This window comes from Microbacterium sufflavum (genome assembly GCF_023101165.1).
Taxonomy (GTDB): Bacteria; Actinomycetota; Actinomycetes; order Actinomycetales; family Microbacteriaceae; genus Microbacterium; species Microbacterium sufflavum.
This window is the reverse complement of record NZ_CP078076.1, coordinates 2,339,925-2,355,593: the sequence shown is the minus strand read 5'-3', so window position 1 is coordinate 2,355,593 and position 15,669 is coordinate 2,339,925. Positions and strand designations below refer to the sequence as shown.

Annotated in this window: 13 protein-coding genes; 4 read left to right on the top strand and 9 right to left on the bottom strand. The window is 69.8% G+C overall.

The window, feature by feature from the left end; translation table 11 throughout:
- Positions 1–5 precede the first annotated feature (5 nt).
- From KV394_RS11415 to KV394_RS11400, 4 genes are read right to left on the bottom strand one after another with little or no spacing between them, the layout of a single operon-like run.
- Positions 6–1,808 (bottom strand): ABC transporter ATP-binding protein, encoded by a 1,803-nt coding sequence (locus tag KV394_RS11415; RefSeq protein ID WP_136029914.1) that lies wholly within the window; start codon positions 1,806–1,808, stop codon positions 6–8.
- A 10-nt stretch (positions 1,809–1,818) separates the two neighbouring features.
- A complete protein-coding gene (locus KV394_RS11410) occupies positions 1,819–2,805 on the bottom strand; it encodes a Gfo/Idh/MocA family protein (RefSeq protein WP_247982866.1) in 987 nt (328 codons plus the stop codon).
- A gap of 2 nt (positions 2,806–2,807) precedes the next feature.
- The gene (locus KV394_RS11405; RefSeq protein WP_136029917.1) at positions 2,808–3,905 is read right to left on the bottom strand and encodes a DegT/DnrJ/EryC1/StrS family aminotransferase; all 1,098 of its coding nucleotides are present in this window, start codon (positions 3,903–3,905) and stop codon (positions 2,808–2,810) included.
- A complete protein-coding gene (locus tag KV394_RS11400) occupies positions 3,902–4,513 on the bottom strand; it encodes an acyltransferase (RefSeq protein ID WP_136029919.1) in 612 nt (203 codons plus the stop codon). Before KV394_RS11400 ends, KV394_RS11405 begins: the two co-directional genes overlap by 4 nt.
- Positions 4,514–4,593: 80 nt before the next feature.
- Between KV394_RS11400 and KV394_RS11395 the strand changes: the two genes are divergently transcribed.
- Together KV394_RS11395 and KV394_RS11390 are read left to right on the top strand one after the other, a co-directional pair.
- Positions 4,594–5,280, top strand: a complete 687-nt coding sequence (locus tag KV394_RS11395; RefSeq protein ID WP_136029921.1) for a glycosyltransferase family 2 protein — start codon at positions 4,594–4,596, stop codon at positions 5,278–5,280.
- A 5-nt stretch (positions 5,281–5,285) separates the two neighbouring features.
- Positions 5,286–5,666 (top strand): DUF2304 domain-containing protein, encoded by a 381-nt coding sequence (locus tag KV394_RS11390; protein ID WP_247981488.1) that lies wholly within the window; start codon positions 5,286–5,288, stop codon positions 5,664–5,666.
- Here KV394_RS11390 and KV394_RS11385 read toward each other — a convergent pair.
- The 5 genes from KV394_RS11385 to KV394_RS11365 form a co-directional block, all read right to left on the bottom strand.
- Complete coding sequence (locus tag KV394_RS11385; protein ID WP_247981487.1) at positions 5,663–7,618, bottom strand: DUF6541 family protein; 1,956 nt, start codon at positions 7,616–7,618, stop codon at positions 5,663–5,665. The two genes, KV394_RS11390 and KV394_RS11385, sit on opposite strands and share 4 nt — an antisense overlap.
- Positions 7,615–8,352, bottom strand: coding sequence for an ABC transporter ATP-binding protein (locus KV394_RS11380; protein WP_136029927.1), 738 nt, complete (start codon positions 8,350–8,352; stop codon positions 7,615–7,617). Before KV394_RS11380 ends, KV394_RS11385 begins: the two co-directional genes overlap by 4 nt.
- On the bottom strand, positions 8,349–9,251 hold the full coding sequence (locus KV394_RS11375; RefSeq protein ID WP_247981486.1) for an ABC transporter permease: 903 nt from the start codon (positions 9,249–9,251) through the stop codon (positions 8,349–8,351). The genes KV394_RS11380 and KV394_RS11375 overlap by 4 nt, the downstream gene beginning before the upstream one ends.
- Before the next feature lie 87 nt (positions 9,252–9,338).
- Positions 9,339–11,780 (bottom strand): FG-GAP repeat domain-containing protein, encoded by a 2,442-nt coding sequence (locus KV394_RS11370; RefSeq protein ID WP_136029931.1) that lies wholly within the window; start codon positions 11,778–11,780, stop codon positions 9,339–9,341.
- A gap of 101 nt (positions 11,781–11,881) precedes the next feature.
- On the bottom strand, positions 11,882–12,955 hold the full coding sequence (locus KV394_RS11365; protein ID WP_247981485.1) for a glycosyltransferase: 1,074 nt from the start codon (positions 12,953–12,955) through the stop codon (positions 11,882–11,884).
- A gap of 142 nt (positions 12,956–13,097) precedes the next feature.
- Here KV394_RS11365 and KV394_RS11360 point away from each other — a divergent pair, with 142 nt between their 5' ends.
- The gene (locus KV394_RS11360) at positions 13,098–14,861 is read left to right on the top strand and encodes a DUF4012 domain-containing protein (RefSeq protein WP_247981484.1); all 1,764 of its coding nucleotides are present in this window, start codon (positions 13,098–13,100) and stop codon (positions 14,859–14,861) included.
- A 143-nt stretch (positions 14,862–15,004) separates the two neighbouring features.
- Positions 15,005–15,589: a hypothetical protein gene (locus KV394_RS11355; RefSeq protein ID WP_136029937.1), complete on the top strand. Its 585-nt coding sequence runs from the start codon at positions 15,005–15,007 to the stop codon at positions 15,587–15,589.
- Positions 15,590–15,669: the final 80 nt, after the last annotated feature.

Genomic DNA, 15,669 nt, shown 5'->3' with positions numbered 1-15,669 from the left:
CGGAGTCACGCCCGGCGCTCGAGCTCTCCGGAGAGTCCGGCCAGCAGCACCTGCTCGGCGAACGCGGGCAGCGAGGAGGCGACCTCCACGAAGGTGCCCTGCGCGGCGATCACGCCCTCGTCCATGTAGCAGATCCGGTCGTAGTCCTTGATGGTCGACAGGCGGTGCGCCACCGAGATCAGCGTGACCTCGCCCTGCAGCGACCGGATCGCCTTGGTGACCTCGTCCTCGGTCTTCGTGTCGAGAGAGCTCGTGGCCTCGTCGAGCACCAGCACCAGCGGATCGGTGTACAGCGCGCGGGCGATGCCCAGACGCTGCTGCTGACCGCCGGACAGGGACACGCCCCGCTCGCCGATGCGCTCGTCGATGCCGTTCGCCCGCGACGCGACGAGCGAGCTGAGCTGCGCGCGTTCCAGGGCGTACTCCACGCGGTCCCGGTCGATCTCATCCGTCCAGGTCAGGGCGACGTTCTGCGCGATCGAGGCGTCGAACAGCGCCACCCGCTGCGGCACGTAGCCGACGCGCCCGCGCCACTGACGGAGCACGCTCGAGAGCGGGTGCCCGTCGATCTCGATGTCGCCGGTCGTGGCCTGGCTGAGGCCGAGGAGCAGGTCGATCAGCGTCGACTTGCCGGCTCCGGACGGCCCGACGATGCCCAGCGAGCTGCCGAGGGGGATGTCGAGCGAGAGCCCGCGGATGACGTCCTCGTCGGCTCCCGGGTACCGGAAGTGCACGTCCGACAGGCTGAGCAGCCGAGGGTTCTCCGCCAGCTCCGCGGTGTCGGCGGGCGTCTGCGACACCTCCATGTCCTTCTCCGCGGCGGTGAGGTCACCGATGACGTCCTGTGCCGAGGGGATGCTCGCGACACCCTGCACGATGCCGCCCTGGATGCCGCTGATCGCCGGAATCAGGCGGAAGCCGGTCGCGGTGAACAGTGCGACGGACGACAACGCGGCCGCCAGACCGCCCTGCCAGTACGAGACGCCGCCGATGATCACGACGCCGCCGATGAGGGCGGACTCGAACGCGAACGACGGGACGACACCGAGGAACGACGCGTTCGCCCTGGCGCGGACCGAGTGGTGGCGGCTGTCCGTCACCAGCTGTGCGACGTCGGCGAGCCGGTTGCGGAGGCTGAGCTCCTTCAGCGCTTCCATCATCTCGGTCATCAGGATCGCGACGCGGTAGCTGTAGTTGCGGTTGACGGTGGCGGCCTCCAGCGAGCGCTTCGTCACCACCTGGTGCACGATGAGCGCCACGAGGATCAGGTACACCATGGCGATGAGCGCGGTGATCGGGTCGACCACCAGCAGCACGACGATGATCAGCACGAACGTGAAGATCGAGCTGGGGACGCGCATGAGCGGAAGGAGGAAGCCCGACATCGTGTTCGCGATGCCGCCGTCCGCGATTCGCGTGATCTCGGCGACCGTGCGCTTCGAGCGCTCCTCCCAGCTGGAGTTGATGTACGCCTTGAACATCCGGTCGCCGATCTCGAGCTCGTAGCGCGCGAACCGGCGCGTGGCGAACCAGTGCAGCGTGACCGAGAGCACCGACTTCAGGATGATGAGCGCGCAGGCGCCGAGCACCAGAAGCGGCGTCATGTCGGGTGAGACCTCGCCGATCAGCGGGAGCCGAAGCGCCCCGCCGGTGAGTGCCGGGCCGATGATCACGGCCAGCAGCGACATCGCCACCACGTCGAGTGCGGTGATGAGCGTCGTGGCGATCATGTACCCGACGAAGTACCGCTGCGCGCCGGTCGGCAGCAGCGGGAGGAGATCCTTGAGGACCGGCCAGATGCGTTTCATGTTCTCGCGTTCAGAGGGCGACGGATGCGCCGTTGGCGGCGGAGGAGAGAGCGCCCTCGACGACCTCGAGCGTGCGCAGGCCCTGCTCCATCGTGACGACGTCGTTCGGCTTGCCGAGGACGGCGTCGCGGAAGGCTTCGTGCTCGACCCGCAGCGGCTCGCGCTTGGCGAAGGAGAACCGGGTGATGTCGCCCTCGGACACGCCGCGGAACGCGAGCATCGACTCCCACTCGAGCGGGATGGTGCCGTTGGCGTAGAACGTCAGGTCGCCGGTCGCGGTGTCGGCGATGAAGGTGCCGCGGTCGCCGGTGACGACCGTGATGCGCTCCTTCATGGGCGAGAGCCAGTTGACGAGGTGGTTGACGATCACGCCGTTGGCCAGCCGGCCGGTGACCGTGATCATGTCCTCGTAGTCGCGTCCGCTCTTGTGCGCGGTCTGCGCGAACACCGTGGTGTACTCGCTCTGCGCGACCCAGCTCGTGAGGTCGATGTCGTGGGACGCGAGGTCCTTCGCCACGCCCACGTCGGCGATGCGGGCGGGGAACGTGCTCTGGCGGCGGGTCGCGATCTGGTACACGTCACCGAGCTCCCCCGCCTCCAGGCGGCGTCGCATCTCCTGCAGCGCGGGGTTGAAGCGCTCGACGTGGCCGACGGCTCCGACCAGGCCCCGGGCGGCGAAGGCGTCCGTCATCCGGCGCCCCGCCTCGAGCGAGTGCGCGATCGGCTTCTCGACGAGGGTGTGCACCCCGGCGTCGGCCAGCTTGAGCGCCGCGTCCTCGTGGAACGCGGTCGGCACGGCGACCACGGCGATGTCGATACCGGCGGCGATGAGCGCCTCGATGTCGGGGAGGATCTCGAGCTCGCCCGCGACCTTGTGCGGGTCACCGCCCGGGTCGGCGATCGCGACAAGGTCGATGCCCTCCACGTCACGCAGCACGCGGGCGTGGTTGCGGCCCATCATCCCGACGCCGAGCAGTCCGGCGCGCAGATTCGCCACCATCAGGCGCCTGCCCCCGCGACGGCGTTCACCGCGGTGACGATGCGCTCGAGGTCGTCCTGGCTGAGCGACGGGTGCACCGGCAGCGAGGCGACCTCGCGGGCGGCACGCTCGGTCTCGGGGAGGTCGAGGCCCGGGGCGAAGCGCGTGAGCGAGGGCAGCCGGTGGTTCGGGATCGGGTAGTACACGCCGGCGCCGACGTTGTGCTCGTTCTTGAGCGCCGCCACGAAGCCGTCGCGGTCCTCCGGCACCCGGACCGTGTACTGGTGGTACACGTGCACGGCACCGTCGGCGACCGGGGGCACGACCACGCCGCGCAGGTTCGCGTCCAGGAAGGCCGCGTTCTGCTGACGGGTCTTCGTCCAGGCGTCGACCTTGTGCAGCTGCACCCGGCCGATCGCGGCGTGGATGTCGGTCATGCGGGCGTTGAAGCCGATGATCTCGTTCTCGTACTGCCGCTCCATGCCCTGGTTGCGCAGGAGCTTGACCTGACGGGCGATCTCGTCCGTGGCCGTGGTGACCATGCCGCCTTCGCCGCTGGTCATGTTCTTGGTCGGGTAGAGGCTGAACATCGCGAAGTCGCCGAACGAGCCGACCGGGCGGCCGTCGAGCGAGGCGCCGTGCGCCTGCGCGGCGTCCTCGTACAGGGCCACGCCGCGCTCGGCGGCCAGGGCCTCCAGCTCGCGCATGCGGGCGGGGTGACCGTACAGGTGCACCGGGAGGATGCCCTTGGTCTTGGGCGTGATCGCGGCCGCGACGGCCTCGGGGTCGAGCGTGAAGGTCTCCGGCTCGATGTCGACGAACACCGGGGTGCCGCCGGTGAGGGCCACGGAGTTGCCCGTCGCCGCGAACGTGAACGACGGCACGATGACCTCGTCGCCGGGACCGACGCCCGCGGCGAGCAGACCCAGGTGCAGACCGGCGGTGCCGGAGTTCACGGCCACGGAGGGCCGCCCCGGCACGAAGTGCGCCGAGAACTCCTGCTCGAACGCGGCGACCTCGGGGCCCTGCGCGACCATGCCGCTGCGCAGCACCCGATCGACGGCCTCGCGCTCTTCGTCGCCGATGATCGGCTTGGCGGGGGGAATGAACTCGCTCACACGGTCTCCTTGGTCAGTGTTCCGTCTGTCTCGGTGTACCGTCCGCCGGTCGCGGGGCACACCCAGGTCTTGTCGTCGTCGGCGCGCGTGAGGGGAACGCCCGCTTCGCCCACCCAGCCGATGCGGCGCGCCGGCACCCCGGCCACGAGCGCATAGGAGGGGACGTCCTTCACCACGACGGCCCCGGCCGCCACCGTCGCCCAGGCGCCGATGGTCACGGGCGCGACGCAGGTCGCCCTGGCACCGATCGAGGCGCCACGCTCGATCGTGACGCCGACGGGCTCCCAGTCGTGCGCGCTCTTCTGCGTGCCGTCGGCGTTGATCGCCCGCGGGTACGTGTCGTTCGTGAGCACGACGGCCGGTCCGATGAACACGCCGTCGCCGAGTCGAGCGGGCTCGTACACGAGCGCGTAGTTCTGCACCTTGCAGTTGTCGCCCATGACGACACCGGTGCCGATGTAGGCGCCGCGGCCGACGATGCAGTTCTCACCGAGCTGCGCGTCTTCCCTCACCTGGGCCAGATGCCAGATCGAGCTCCCTGCTCCGATCTTCGCCTCGGGGGACACATCGGCCGAATCGACGATCCGGACGTCGGTCGGTGAGGGCATGCGGGATTCTCCTCGCGGCTCGGGAAGGGGACTCGGTCATCCTATCTGCTCGCACAGGCGTTTCCTGAGAGGATAGGGGTGTGACCAACCCAGCCACTCCCGACCCGCATACCTGGGTTGTCGTACCGCTGTACAACGAAGCAAGCGTCATCGCCGGCGTCATCGCGGGGGTCCTCCCCCACTTCCCGAACATCGTGTGCATCGACGACGGCTCCACCGACGGCTCCCTGGAGGTGGCACGACGCGCCGGAGCCCACATCGTCGAGCACCCGATCAACCTCGGTCAGGGTGCGGCCCTGCAGACGGGCATCGAGTACGCCCTGTCCCAGCCGGGCTGCGAGTACATCGTGACCTTCGATGCCGACGGCCAGCACCGCATCGACGACGCGGTGGCGATGGTCGCCGCGGCGCGTGCCAGCGGCGCGGCGATCGTGTTCGGCTCGCGCTTCCTCGACGACCGGACGAACCCGGGCTGGATGAAGCGCGTGATCCTGAAGACCGCGGTGTGGGTGACCAACATGACCACGAGCGTCAAGCTCACCGACGCGCACAACGGCCTTCGCGTCATCCGCGCCGACGCCGCCGCGCGCCTGCAGCTCAAGCAGGACCGGATGGCGCACGCCACCGAGATCGTGCTGCAGCTCGGCGACACGGGGCTGCCGTGGATCGAGCACCCGGTCGAGCTCCTCTACACCGACTACTCCAAATCGAAGGGCCAATCGGTGCTCAACTCCGTCAACATCCTCGTCGACCTGATCGTGCGGTGAACGCCATGTGGATCCAGATCCTTCTCATCGCGGCCGTCATCGCCATCGGCGCCGTGTTCATGCGCCGGACCGGTGCGGACAGCCACCTGGCGATCCGCCGTCTCCTGTACGGCGGCTTCGTGCTCGTGGCGATCGTGTCGATCCTGTTCCCGCAGTGGCTCACCTGGGTCGCGAACCTCGTGGGCGTCGGGCGCGGTACCGACCTGCTGCTGTACGCGCTGGTGGTCATCTTCATGGTCTTCGTCTACACGCAGTCGAGGAAGAACGCCGCGCAGCAGCGCAGCCTCACCCTGCTCGCGCGCAAGCTCGCGCTGCTGCAGGCGTCGCAGGACCCGCAGGATCGCGCGCGTCGTGCCGCCCCGGACGACGGCCAGCCCGAGGATTAGCCGCAGGCGGTGATCCGCCAGAGGCTCGCGTCACCCTCCGAGGCGACCTCCTCGAATCCCGGCCGGTCCTCGAAGTCGGTCATGCCGGGCATGAGGTACTCGCCGGGACCGGTGCCGCCGATGCCGAAGTCGAGTACGTACTCCGGGTCGCCGTAGGCGGCGAGGGCCTCGCACACCGCGGGGTCCTCCGCAGCGTCACGCAGGTGCGCGGCGATCACGTCCCACGCGGCGGACTGCGGCGGCGCCCACGTGCGGGGGACGATGTCGCGCTCCCCGAGCACGTAGGCGAAGCCGGCTCCCGTGGAGGGGTTCGCGATGATCAGCGAATCCCGCGACACGAGGTCGGGAAGCTCGGTGAGCAGGCGGTACTCGTCGTCGGAGAGGTAGCTGTCGGCGTTCATCGCGTAGCGGGACTGCTCGTCCGTCTCGTCCGCGACGCGCAGCAGCACCACCGGGGAGAGCGCGACGTTGACGATCCCGACCACGGCGACGACCACCAGCGAGACCAGCGCGACCGCGTCGCGACGCGCTCCCGTGAGCCTCGGGACCGCGGCGGACACCATCCGCACGATCATGGCGAGGCCGAAGGCGGCGAGGGGGACGACGACGATCGGCACCATCGCCGCGAGCCGGAAGGAGTCGCCGTACCAGGGACCGGTGAGGGCCCTCTTGATGAAGGGAAGGTCGGTGCCGACGCTCACGATGTAGAGCAGCGAGAACCCGGCCCATCCCACCGCCAGCCACCGCAGTCGCCGGTCGCGCACGGCGGCGATCAATCCGGCCAGCAGCAGCACGCTCATCCCCCACGCCGCGGGCAGCAGCGAGTGGCTGTTCACCAGCACGTCGGCGATCGCGCCGAACACGCCGCGGTACGACCGCCACAGCACCGGTCCGGCGAGGTAGGCCAGGACGAGCCACACGACGCCCACCGCGGCCCAGCCGATCACGATCACGCTCCACCGCAGCACAGGGCGCGCGCCGGGGCGGCGGATGCCGAGCAGCAGGCTCCCGGAGAACCACAGCATGACCAGCGCACCCCACGTGAGCACGGACGACGGCTGCGACAGCGTGGCCGCCGTCACCGCCAGGAGCGCGGCGACGCCCGGACCCGCAGCGGCCATAAGGCGTTCACCGCGCCGTGCGCCCCGCCACGACCGCACCGCGACGATCGTGAGGGCGACCGCGGCGGGGACGACGGCGAGCGAGAGGGCGTAGGGGTACAGGACACCCCACTCGAACATGAGCTGCGGGAACGCCATCAGGCCCGCCGACAACCCGGCCGCCAGCGCCGTGACCAGTGCATCCCCGCGGCTGACGACGTGGGCGAGCAGCGACACGCTCAGCGGCCACACCACGGCGGCGATCACCAGCGCGACGATGTTGGCCGCGACCGGGATCGAGCCGATGTCCAGAGCCACCAGCGAGGTCATGGCGTGCCAGGCCGCGGGATAGAAGGTGGATCCGCCCAGCAGCCCGGAGAGGTCGAGCGACGAGACCGTGCCGGACTCGGCGGCCCAGCGCAGCGCGTTCAGGTGGAAGACGGCGTCGTTCGTCTGGGAGATCGCGGTCGGGGTGCCGACGTACGCCATCAATCGCGCCGCGTTGAGGCCGCCGCCGACGATGAGGCCGACGGCCAGGAGCGCGAGGTGCCGCGGCTGCCGTCGTGGCACGTCGGCCACGCTGCGACCGCGACGAAGCAGCAGCGACACCGCGAACACCACCGCCGCGACGACCGCGACCGCGATGCCGACAGAAGCGAGACCCCAGTGCACCCCGAGGAACGGGAAGACGATGGCCAGCACCGCGAGCGTGCCGACCGAGAGGCTCGGCGCCGACGCCCAGAGCGTCAACCCGCGCAGACGGAGAGCGGCGCCCAGCAGAAGACCGGGGACGAAGAAGACGAGGAGCGTCAGGGCGATCAGCCCCGACTGCGCGACCCAGTCGCCGATCATTCGTCGACCAACGCGATCGCGCCCTCGATCTCGCCGTCGTACACGACCTCGCCCTTGTTGATCACCACGCCTCGGGTGCAGAGCTCACGCACCATCTCCATGTCGTGGCTCACGACGACGAGGGTCTTCTTCTGCGCGATCAGCTCGCCGAACTTCTGCCGGCACTTCTCCCGGAAGGGCGCGTCGCCGACCGACAGGATCTCGTCGACGAGCAGCACGTCCAGCTCGACGTGGATCGCCACGGAGAACGCGAGCCGCATGAACATGCCGGAGGAGTAGTGCTTGACCTCCTGGTCGATGAACTGCTCGATCTCGCTGAACGCGACGATCTCGTCGTAGCGCTCCTCGATCTCCTTGCGCTGCATGCCCAGGATCGCCGCGTTGAGGAACACGTTCTCGCGCCCGGACAGCTCGGGGTGGAAGCCGGCACCGACCTCGATGAGACCCGCGACCCTGCCGCGCGTGAGCACCTCGCCCGCGTCGGGTTCCATGACCCCCGAGATGAGCTTGAGGAGAGTGGACTTGCCCGAGCCGTTGAGCCCGAGGATCGCGACCGACTCCCCCTCGTTGATGACGAGGTCGAGCCCCTTGAGCGCCTCGAAGGTGCTGGAGGTCTTGCGACGTCGGATCCACGCGACCACGGTGTCCTTGAGCGACAGCGCGTGGTTCAGCGTGAAGTTCTTCCGCACACCGTCGACGACGATGCTCGGGCGGGGGGCGATGGCGGTACTCATAGGTCCTGCGCGAACCTTCCCTCAAGTCGGCGGAAGACGAGCTGCCCGATCAGCAGCGTGCCCAGGGCGATCAGGAACGTCCACAGCGTGTTCCAGCCGAGGCCGGGCGGCAGCGGCATGGTCGTCTCGGTGACCGGACGCCAGAAGGCGTAGTGGAACAGCTCGACGCCCTGCGTGATCGGGTTGAGCATGTAGAGCTCGAGGATCCAGTCCGGCCAGCCGAGCGTGCGGACGGCCTCCTGCACCATCGTCCACGCGTAGAGCACGGGCGAGGCCCAGGTCGCGAGCAGGAGCAGCAGCTCGACGATGTTCTCCGCGTCACGGAACCGCACGTTGATCGCGCCGAAGAACAGGCCGAGCCCCAGCGCGAACAGCGTGACGATGACGATGCCCGCCAGCACGGCGAGCACCGAGATCACGGTGATCCCGGGGATCCAGCCGAGGAAGAGGCACACGATCAGCAGCAGAGCCAGCTGCGGGAGGAAGTGGATGAACGCCACCAGCACAGCGGAGACGGCGAAGAGCTGCCGCGGCAGGAACACCTTCCGCACGAGCGGGGCGTTGTTCACGATCGACGTCGTCGCGTTCTTGAACGCCTCGGAGAAGAGGTTGATGACGACGATGCCCGAGAACAGGTAGACGGGGTAGCTCTCGATGTTCCTGTTCAGGCTGAGGAACAGTCCGAGGACCACCCAGAACACCAGGAACTGCGCCCCGGGTCGCACGTACGACCAGGTCCAGCCGAGCACCGAGTTGCGGTAGCGGGTGGTGACGCCGGTCCGCACGAGCAGGTACAGCAGATACCGCCAGCGCACCACATCGATCAGACCGCGACTCGTGCCGGGGGTGTCGAAGGAGGAACGCGGGACGACGGCGAAAAGATCTCGGGTATCTGTCACGGCCCCACTCATTCAGCTGCGGCGGCGGTCGCCGCGGCGCACTCCAGTATCCTATGGCACCCGTCCGGACGCCTTCACGGCACGCGCTCAGCCGAGGGCGGTGAGCGTGTTCCAGCCGTTCCCGATCACGCCGCTCGCGCCCCAGCCGCCACGGCCGTCACCGCGGAACAGGTAGAGGTTGCCGTTCGTGTGCCGCCCGAGGAGGTCGGAGGTGCCGTCGCCGTCGAAGTCGCCGGGGCTGAACAGGGCGTTGAAGCCGCCCCACCCGACACCGATCTGACGCGGGGTGCCCCAGCCGCCCGTGCCGTTGGTCGGGTACACCCACAGGCGCGCGTCGGTCGTGCGCATGATGAGGTCCGCCCGACCGTCGCCGTCGAAGTCGCCGCCGTTGACGGCCATGTCGAAGCCGCCCCAGCCGTAGCCGATCTGGATGGCCTGGCTCGCCCAGCCGCCCCTGCCGTCACCGCGGTAGTACACGAGGTGGCCGGCGGAGTTGCGCGCGATCATGTCGGTGTTGCGGTCGCCGTCGAAGTCGATGCCGCCCACGAGGAGCGTGTGGTTCTGCCAGCCGTTGCCGATCACGACGGGCTGCCCGTAGCCGCCCGCGACACCGGGGATCAGCCAGAGCCGTCCGTCGGGGGTCACCCGACCGAGGTCGCGGTACCCGTCGCCGTTGAAGTCGCCCATGGGGATCAGTCGGTCGCCCGCCGTCCACCCCGAGCCGATCTGCTGGGAGCCGCGCCAGGCACCGGCGCCGTTCCCGCGGTAGAGGTTGAGGTTCCCCTGCGCCGTGAGCCCGAGCACGTCGGGTCCGCCGTCACGGTCGACGTCGCCCACGCCCGATGGCATGGCCCGCGGCTTGGTGACGAGGTCGCCCGAACCGGTCAGCGCCGACAGGATCTGCCAGCCGTTGCCGATCTTGCCGCTCGACGTGATCGCTCCCCGTCCGTCGCCGGGGTACATGTAGAGGTCGCCGTTCGCGGTGCGCGCCGCCACGTCGTTGACGCCGTCGCCCGTGAAGTCGCCCGGGACGAAGATCGCGGTCATGCCGCCCCAGCCCTGCCCGAGCTGACGGGAGCCGGTCCAGCCGCCGCCGCCGTCTCCGTAGTAGGCGAACAGTCGACCGGCGGCGTCCCTGCCGATGAGGTCGGGGTTGCCGTCGCCGTTGAGGTCGATGTTGCCGACGAGCATGTTCATGCCTGCCCACCCCCAGCCGACGCGGATCGCAGGCAGGAGGCCGCCCTTGTCGTTGCCGCGCCACAGCATGAGGTCGCCGTTCTTGGCGGTGGTGAGCACGTCGGGGATGCCGTCGCCGTCGAGGTCGCCCGCGGCGGTGGAGAGCACCACGCCGCTCCAGTCCAGGTTCAGCGACTGCGGTGCCGAGAAGCTGGCGCCGCTGCCGCGCATCACCGAGACGCCGTTGCCCTGGCGGATGATGAGGTCGCGCGTGCCGCTGCCGTCGAGATCGCCGACCACCATGGCCGCGCTGACCCCGGTCAGGCCGCTCGCGAGCTGCTTGCGGTTGCCCCACACGTTCTTCGCGAACGGGTATCCCCACAGCACGCCGGCACTGTCGACGCCGACCATGTACGACGAGGAGCTGACCGAGGCGAGCGAGGGCACCTGGGGCGCCTGGGTGGAGCCGAACCAGTCGGTGAAGTAGTTGTAGAAGTTGCGGTTGCCGTAGGCCGAGCAGGTGTCGCCGTCGCCGTATCCGGCGCGCAGCGCCGCGGCGTTCGGCTGATACGGCGTGTAGTAGTAGAGGGCCGAGGTCGCCTTGTTGGCGATGTACACCGGCGAGGAGCCGCACGCGCGGTTCGGGTTGAAGAGGATGTTCCAGGTGCGGCCGGGCGCGTAGTACTGGAACCACTTGCCCTCCATGTAGATCTGCATCTGGCGGGCGGCGCCGTAGATCTGGTGGAAGAAGCCGACGTACTGCGGGTCGCAGGGCGCGTCGTCCGGGCAGCCCTGTCCGAGCGCGATGTCGTAGCGCCAGGCGCTGGGCCACGTGTGGTTGACCAGGCTCTGCTCCTTCTGGAGCATCACGATGAGCACCTGCGGGTTAATCCCGCACGACTGCGCTGCACGGTAGATGATGCGCGCGGCACTCTCGTTCGCGGCACCGGTGTATCCATCGCAGTACTGGTCGGCGGCCCGAGTGACCGTGGTCATCTTGAAGTCCTTGATGCACACGATGGGACGACCGTCTTCGTCGGTGCCGCCGAGGCACCGCGAGACGCGCGCGTTGAAGAAAGCCTGGATCTGCGCCTCCGTCATCGTGTCCTTGTTGGTGAAGACGGCGTCGCTGATGATGTTGCCGGGCGTGAAGCCGGCGAGCGTGCTCTTCGCGATCCCCGACGCCGCGGGGGCGCCGACCGCGCGGGCGACGGGCGCGGAAGCGGAAGCGGCGGCCGTCGCGGCGGTGGCCGGCACGACGGTGCCGACGAGGAGGGCGGAGACGGCGAGGAAACAGGTGAGGAGTCGGGAGGTCCTCAGGGTGTTTCGCGAGCGTGGGGCACGTCGAGACATGTGACCAGTGTGACGGAAGTTGCGGGATGATGCCACTGTTGCGACGTTTCCACCAGGGGAATTCGGCGTGTCGCCCGATTGTGCAGCGTCTTCTCAGCCGTTCACAGGTCGGCGTGCAGGCTCCACACCCTCTCCGCCGCGCCCGCCCAGGAGAACGCGCGCGAGCGGTCCGATGCGAGCACCCGCAAGCGCGCAGAACCGTTGCCCGCCGCATCGGCGAGCGCGTCGGGCAGGTCGTCCGGCGCGGCGAACATCCCGCCGTCCGCGATCACGTCACGGTGGCACCCGGTATCGCTCGCCACGACGGGCACCCCGACGGTGAGCGCCTCGACGGCGCGCCACGGCCACCCCGCGACCGTCCTCGTCGCCGTATAGGCGGACGCCCCCGAGAGCACGGCAGCGCGGTCCGCTGCCGACAGCGCACCGCGCACGTGCGCGCGCCGTTCGGGCAGGCCTGCGGCGGAGGCGACCTCGGCCAGCCGCGGCTCCGAGCCCTCCGGGGCGTCGAGCACCACGGCATCGACGCCGGCGGCGACGGCTCCACGGAACCCCGCCGCGAGGGTGTCCGCCGATCCGGTCAGGACGATGTACTCCGACGGCAGGGACAGCGCGCCCCGCCGGGACTCGGCGTCGGCAGGCACGGCGAAATCGTGCGGCGGTGCGCCGGCGATGACGCGGATCCGGTCGCCGAGTCGGGCGATCTCGGCCAGACGCTCCCCCACGGCGTGGGTCGGCACGACCACGGCGTCCGCGTGCCGCGCGGCACGGCGGAGCATGCCGCGCTGCCAGGCCACGGCCGACTTCGACAGGGCGCCCGGGTCGTCCCAGGCGCACAGGTCCCACACCGTCACGGTGGTCTGATCGTGGTCGTGCACCCTGTCGTGGCGCACGAGCGGCGCCATCAGCGTGGGCGCGTGGATCATCCCGCCGCCCACACCCGGAGCGATGCCCAGCTGCCACGAGGCCGCCAGTTCCCGGCGACCGAGACCGAGAGTGCGCACCTCGTCGACCCCGGCGACGTCCACCTGCGCGCCCGCCGGTACGATCGCGTCGACCGCGCAGCCGGACGGGGCCGTCGCGACGAGCCCCGCCGTCAGCTCACGTGCCGCCGTGGCCTGGTCCTGGTCCACGACGTGCACCAGTTGATCCAGAACCACACGCAGCCGAGCACCCATGGGTTCAGGCTAACCGCGGCATGCTGCGGAGCCGTGGAGCGCACCGCCCGCCGGTCCGCAATTTCAGCGTTCCCACAGCAACGCATGACCTCACGTGCGCGCTCCATGGCCTCGCGCGTACCCACCGTGCTTGAATGCTCGAGTGAGCGATGGCCGACTTCCTGCCCGACGCCGATGGATCGGATGGACCATCGGCATCCTCCTGACGCTGCTCGTGATCGCCATCGGCTGGGTCACGGTCCGCGGCATCGGCGCGGTGGACGATCTGCGTCAGGTCGCGAAGGGCGCGACCCAGCTGAAGCAGGCGATCGCGGAGGGCGATCTCGACGGCGCGGAGCCCATCTCCGATGCCATCGCCCGCAACGCGGCCTCCGCCCATGACCTCACCTCCGATCCGATCTGGCACGCGTTCGGCGTCCTGCCGTGGGTCGGTCCGAACTTCCAGGCGGTCAGCGAGATCGCCGAGATCGCGGATGACGTATCGACCGAGGCGCTGCGACCCCTGCTGCAGGTCGGCGCCGATCTCGACCTGTCGAGCCTGGGCTTCACCGACGGCGCGATCAACCTCGCGCCGTTCGCCCAGGTCGAGGAGCCCCTGGCCGCCGCCGCGGCGTCGCTCACCTCCGCCGACGACCGAGCCAAGCGCATCGACGCCGATGCGACGCTGCCCCCTCTCGCCGATGCCATCCGTCAGATGCGAGGATCCGTCACGCAGGCGGCGACGGTCGTGGGCTCGCTGCACGGCGCTGCCGTGCTCCTGCCCACGATGCTGGGCGGCGACGGGCCGCGCACGTACGTGCTCGCGATGCAGAACAACGCCGAGCTGCGCTCCTCGGGCGGCATCATCGGCTCGATCGCCCTGCTGCACGCCGAGAACGGGCGGGTGACCCTGCAGAGCCAGGCATCCACGCGCGACTTCCCCGCCCTCGATGTCCCCCTCCCGGTGAGCGAGTCCACCACGGCGCTGTTCGAGGATCGCCCAGGACGGTTCCTGCAGAACATCACCAGCATCCCCGACTTCCGCGAGGCCGGCGAGACGATCGCGGCACGGTGGGTCGGGCGTTTCGGCGGCCAGGTCGACGGGGTGATCGCCGTGGACGCCCTGGTCGCCGAGCATCTGATGGAGGTCACGGGCGACCTGACGTTCGGGCCCTTCACGGCGACGTCCGACACGATCACGAGCATTCTGCTGTCGGAGATCTACGCCGCCGTCCCCGACCCTGTGGCACAGGATGACATCTTCGCTCTTGCAGCCGGCGGCCTGTTCGGAGCAGCCCTGTCGGGCGGCGATCCCCAGGCTCTGATCGGCGCGCTGGCCGATGCCGCGGGCGAGGGTCGGATCCGCATCTGGAGCGCGCACGAGGACGAGGAGACCCTGCTCGCCGCGAGCGCCCTCGGCGGCACGATCCCCCCGGACTCGGCCGACACGAGTCACGTGGGCGTGCTTTTCAACGACGGCACCGGCGCGAAGATGGACTACTACACGCGCGCCACGATCGCGACCGCCGTCGGGCGCTGCGACGGAGAGCCGACCACGCAGATCACCGTCACCTGGACGAACACCGCACCCGCCGACGCGGCGACCTCCCTGCCGCCGTACGTGACGGGCGACGGCTTCTACGGCGTGCCGCCCGGCACCGTGCGCACGCTCATCGCGGTGTACGGCCCTGAGGGCGCCACCCCGTCCCATGTGGACAGGGACGGGGACGACGACGGCGTGCAGACGGCGATGCTCGGCGACCGGTCCGTCGTGCAGCACGAGGTGCAGCTGGCGCCCGGCGAGTCGACCACCATCACCGTCGAGTTCCAGGGCACGGGTGCCGGTCAGCGGCTCACCGAGGTGCTGCACACCCCCCTGATCACGGGGCCGGAGCTGACCAAGGACACACTCCGCTGCGGTTCGTGACAATCTCCCTCGAATGGGGTACTGTCATCTCACTGGGGAATAACTGGGGTCTGTGAACCTGCCGTGGGGGCAGGAGACCTCACGCAGTCGGACGCAGGGGTGTGTCCGGAGGCGATTCCGCGTGACATTTCTGGGGAGAGATCATGCTGAAGAAACTGGCTGCCATCAGCCTTACCGCTGGCGCGCTGGTACTCGTCGCGCCGACCATCGCAACCGCTGCGCCGACGATTCCGGACGCATCGAGCGATTCGTACCCCTCGCCTCCCGGTGTGAAGGTCGGCGACCCGATCATCGACGTGTGCGAGGTCTCCACCATCGTCTTCGGCCCCGGGTACTTCCTGCCGTCCGAGAACGTGGCGGTCTCCGTTTCCGGCAAGAACGCGGGCAAGGCCGCGACCTCCGGCAACACCGCCGGCGCCGACGGCAGCATGACGCTGACGTTCCGCCCGCCGGCCGACGGTGAGGGCTCCTACGCCGTCGCCTTCGGGGGCTCGCGTCCGTACACCGCCACGATCACCGTGTCGCACGGCCACGACGCCGCGTCCAGCTGCGATCACGACCCTGCCGTCGCACCCGCGGGTACCGAGCTGCCCCTGACCGGCGGCGGCATGGAGCTCGCGCTCACCGGCGGCTCGGTCTCGCCGTGGGTGCTCGGCGGTGGAGCTGCCGCCCTGGTCGCCGGTGGGGCGCTCGTCGCCACCGGGATCGTTCGCCGCAAGCGCGCCTGAGCCTGGCTGCCGCCTCGCGCGGTGGTCGGCTGGACGACGGTGATCCCTCCCCCTCCGATCACCGTCGTCTGGCGAATCCG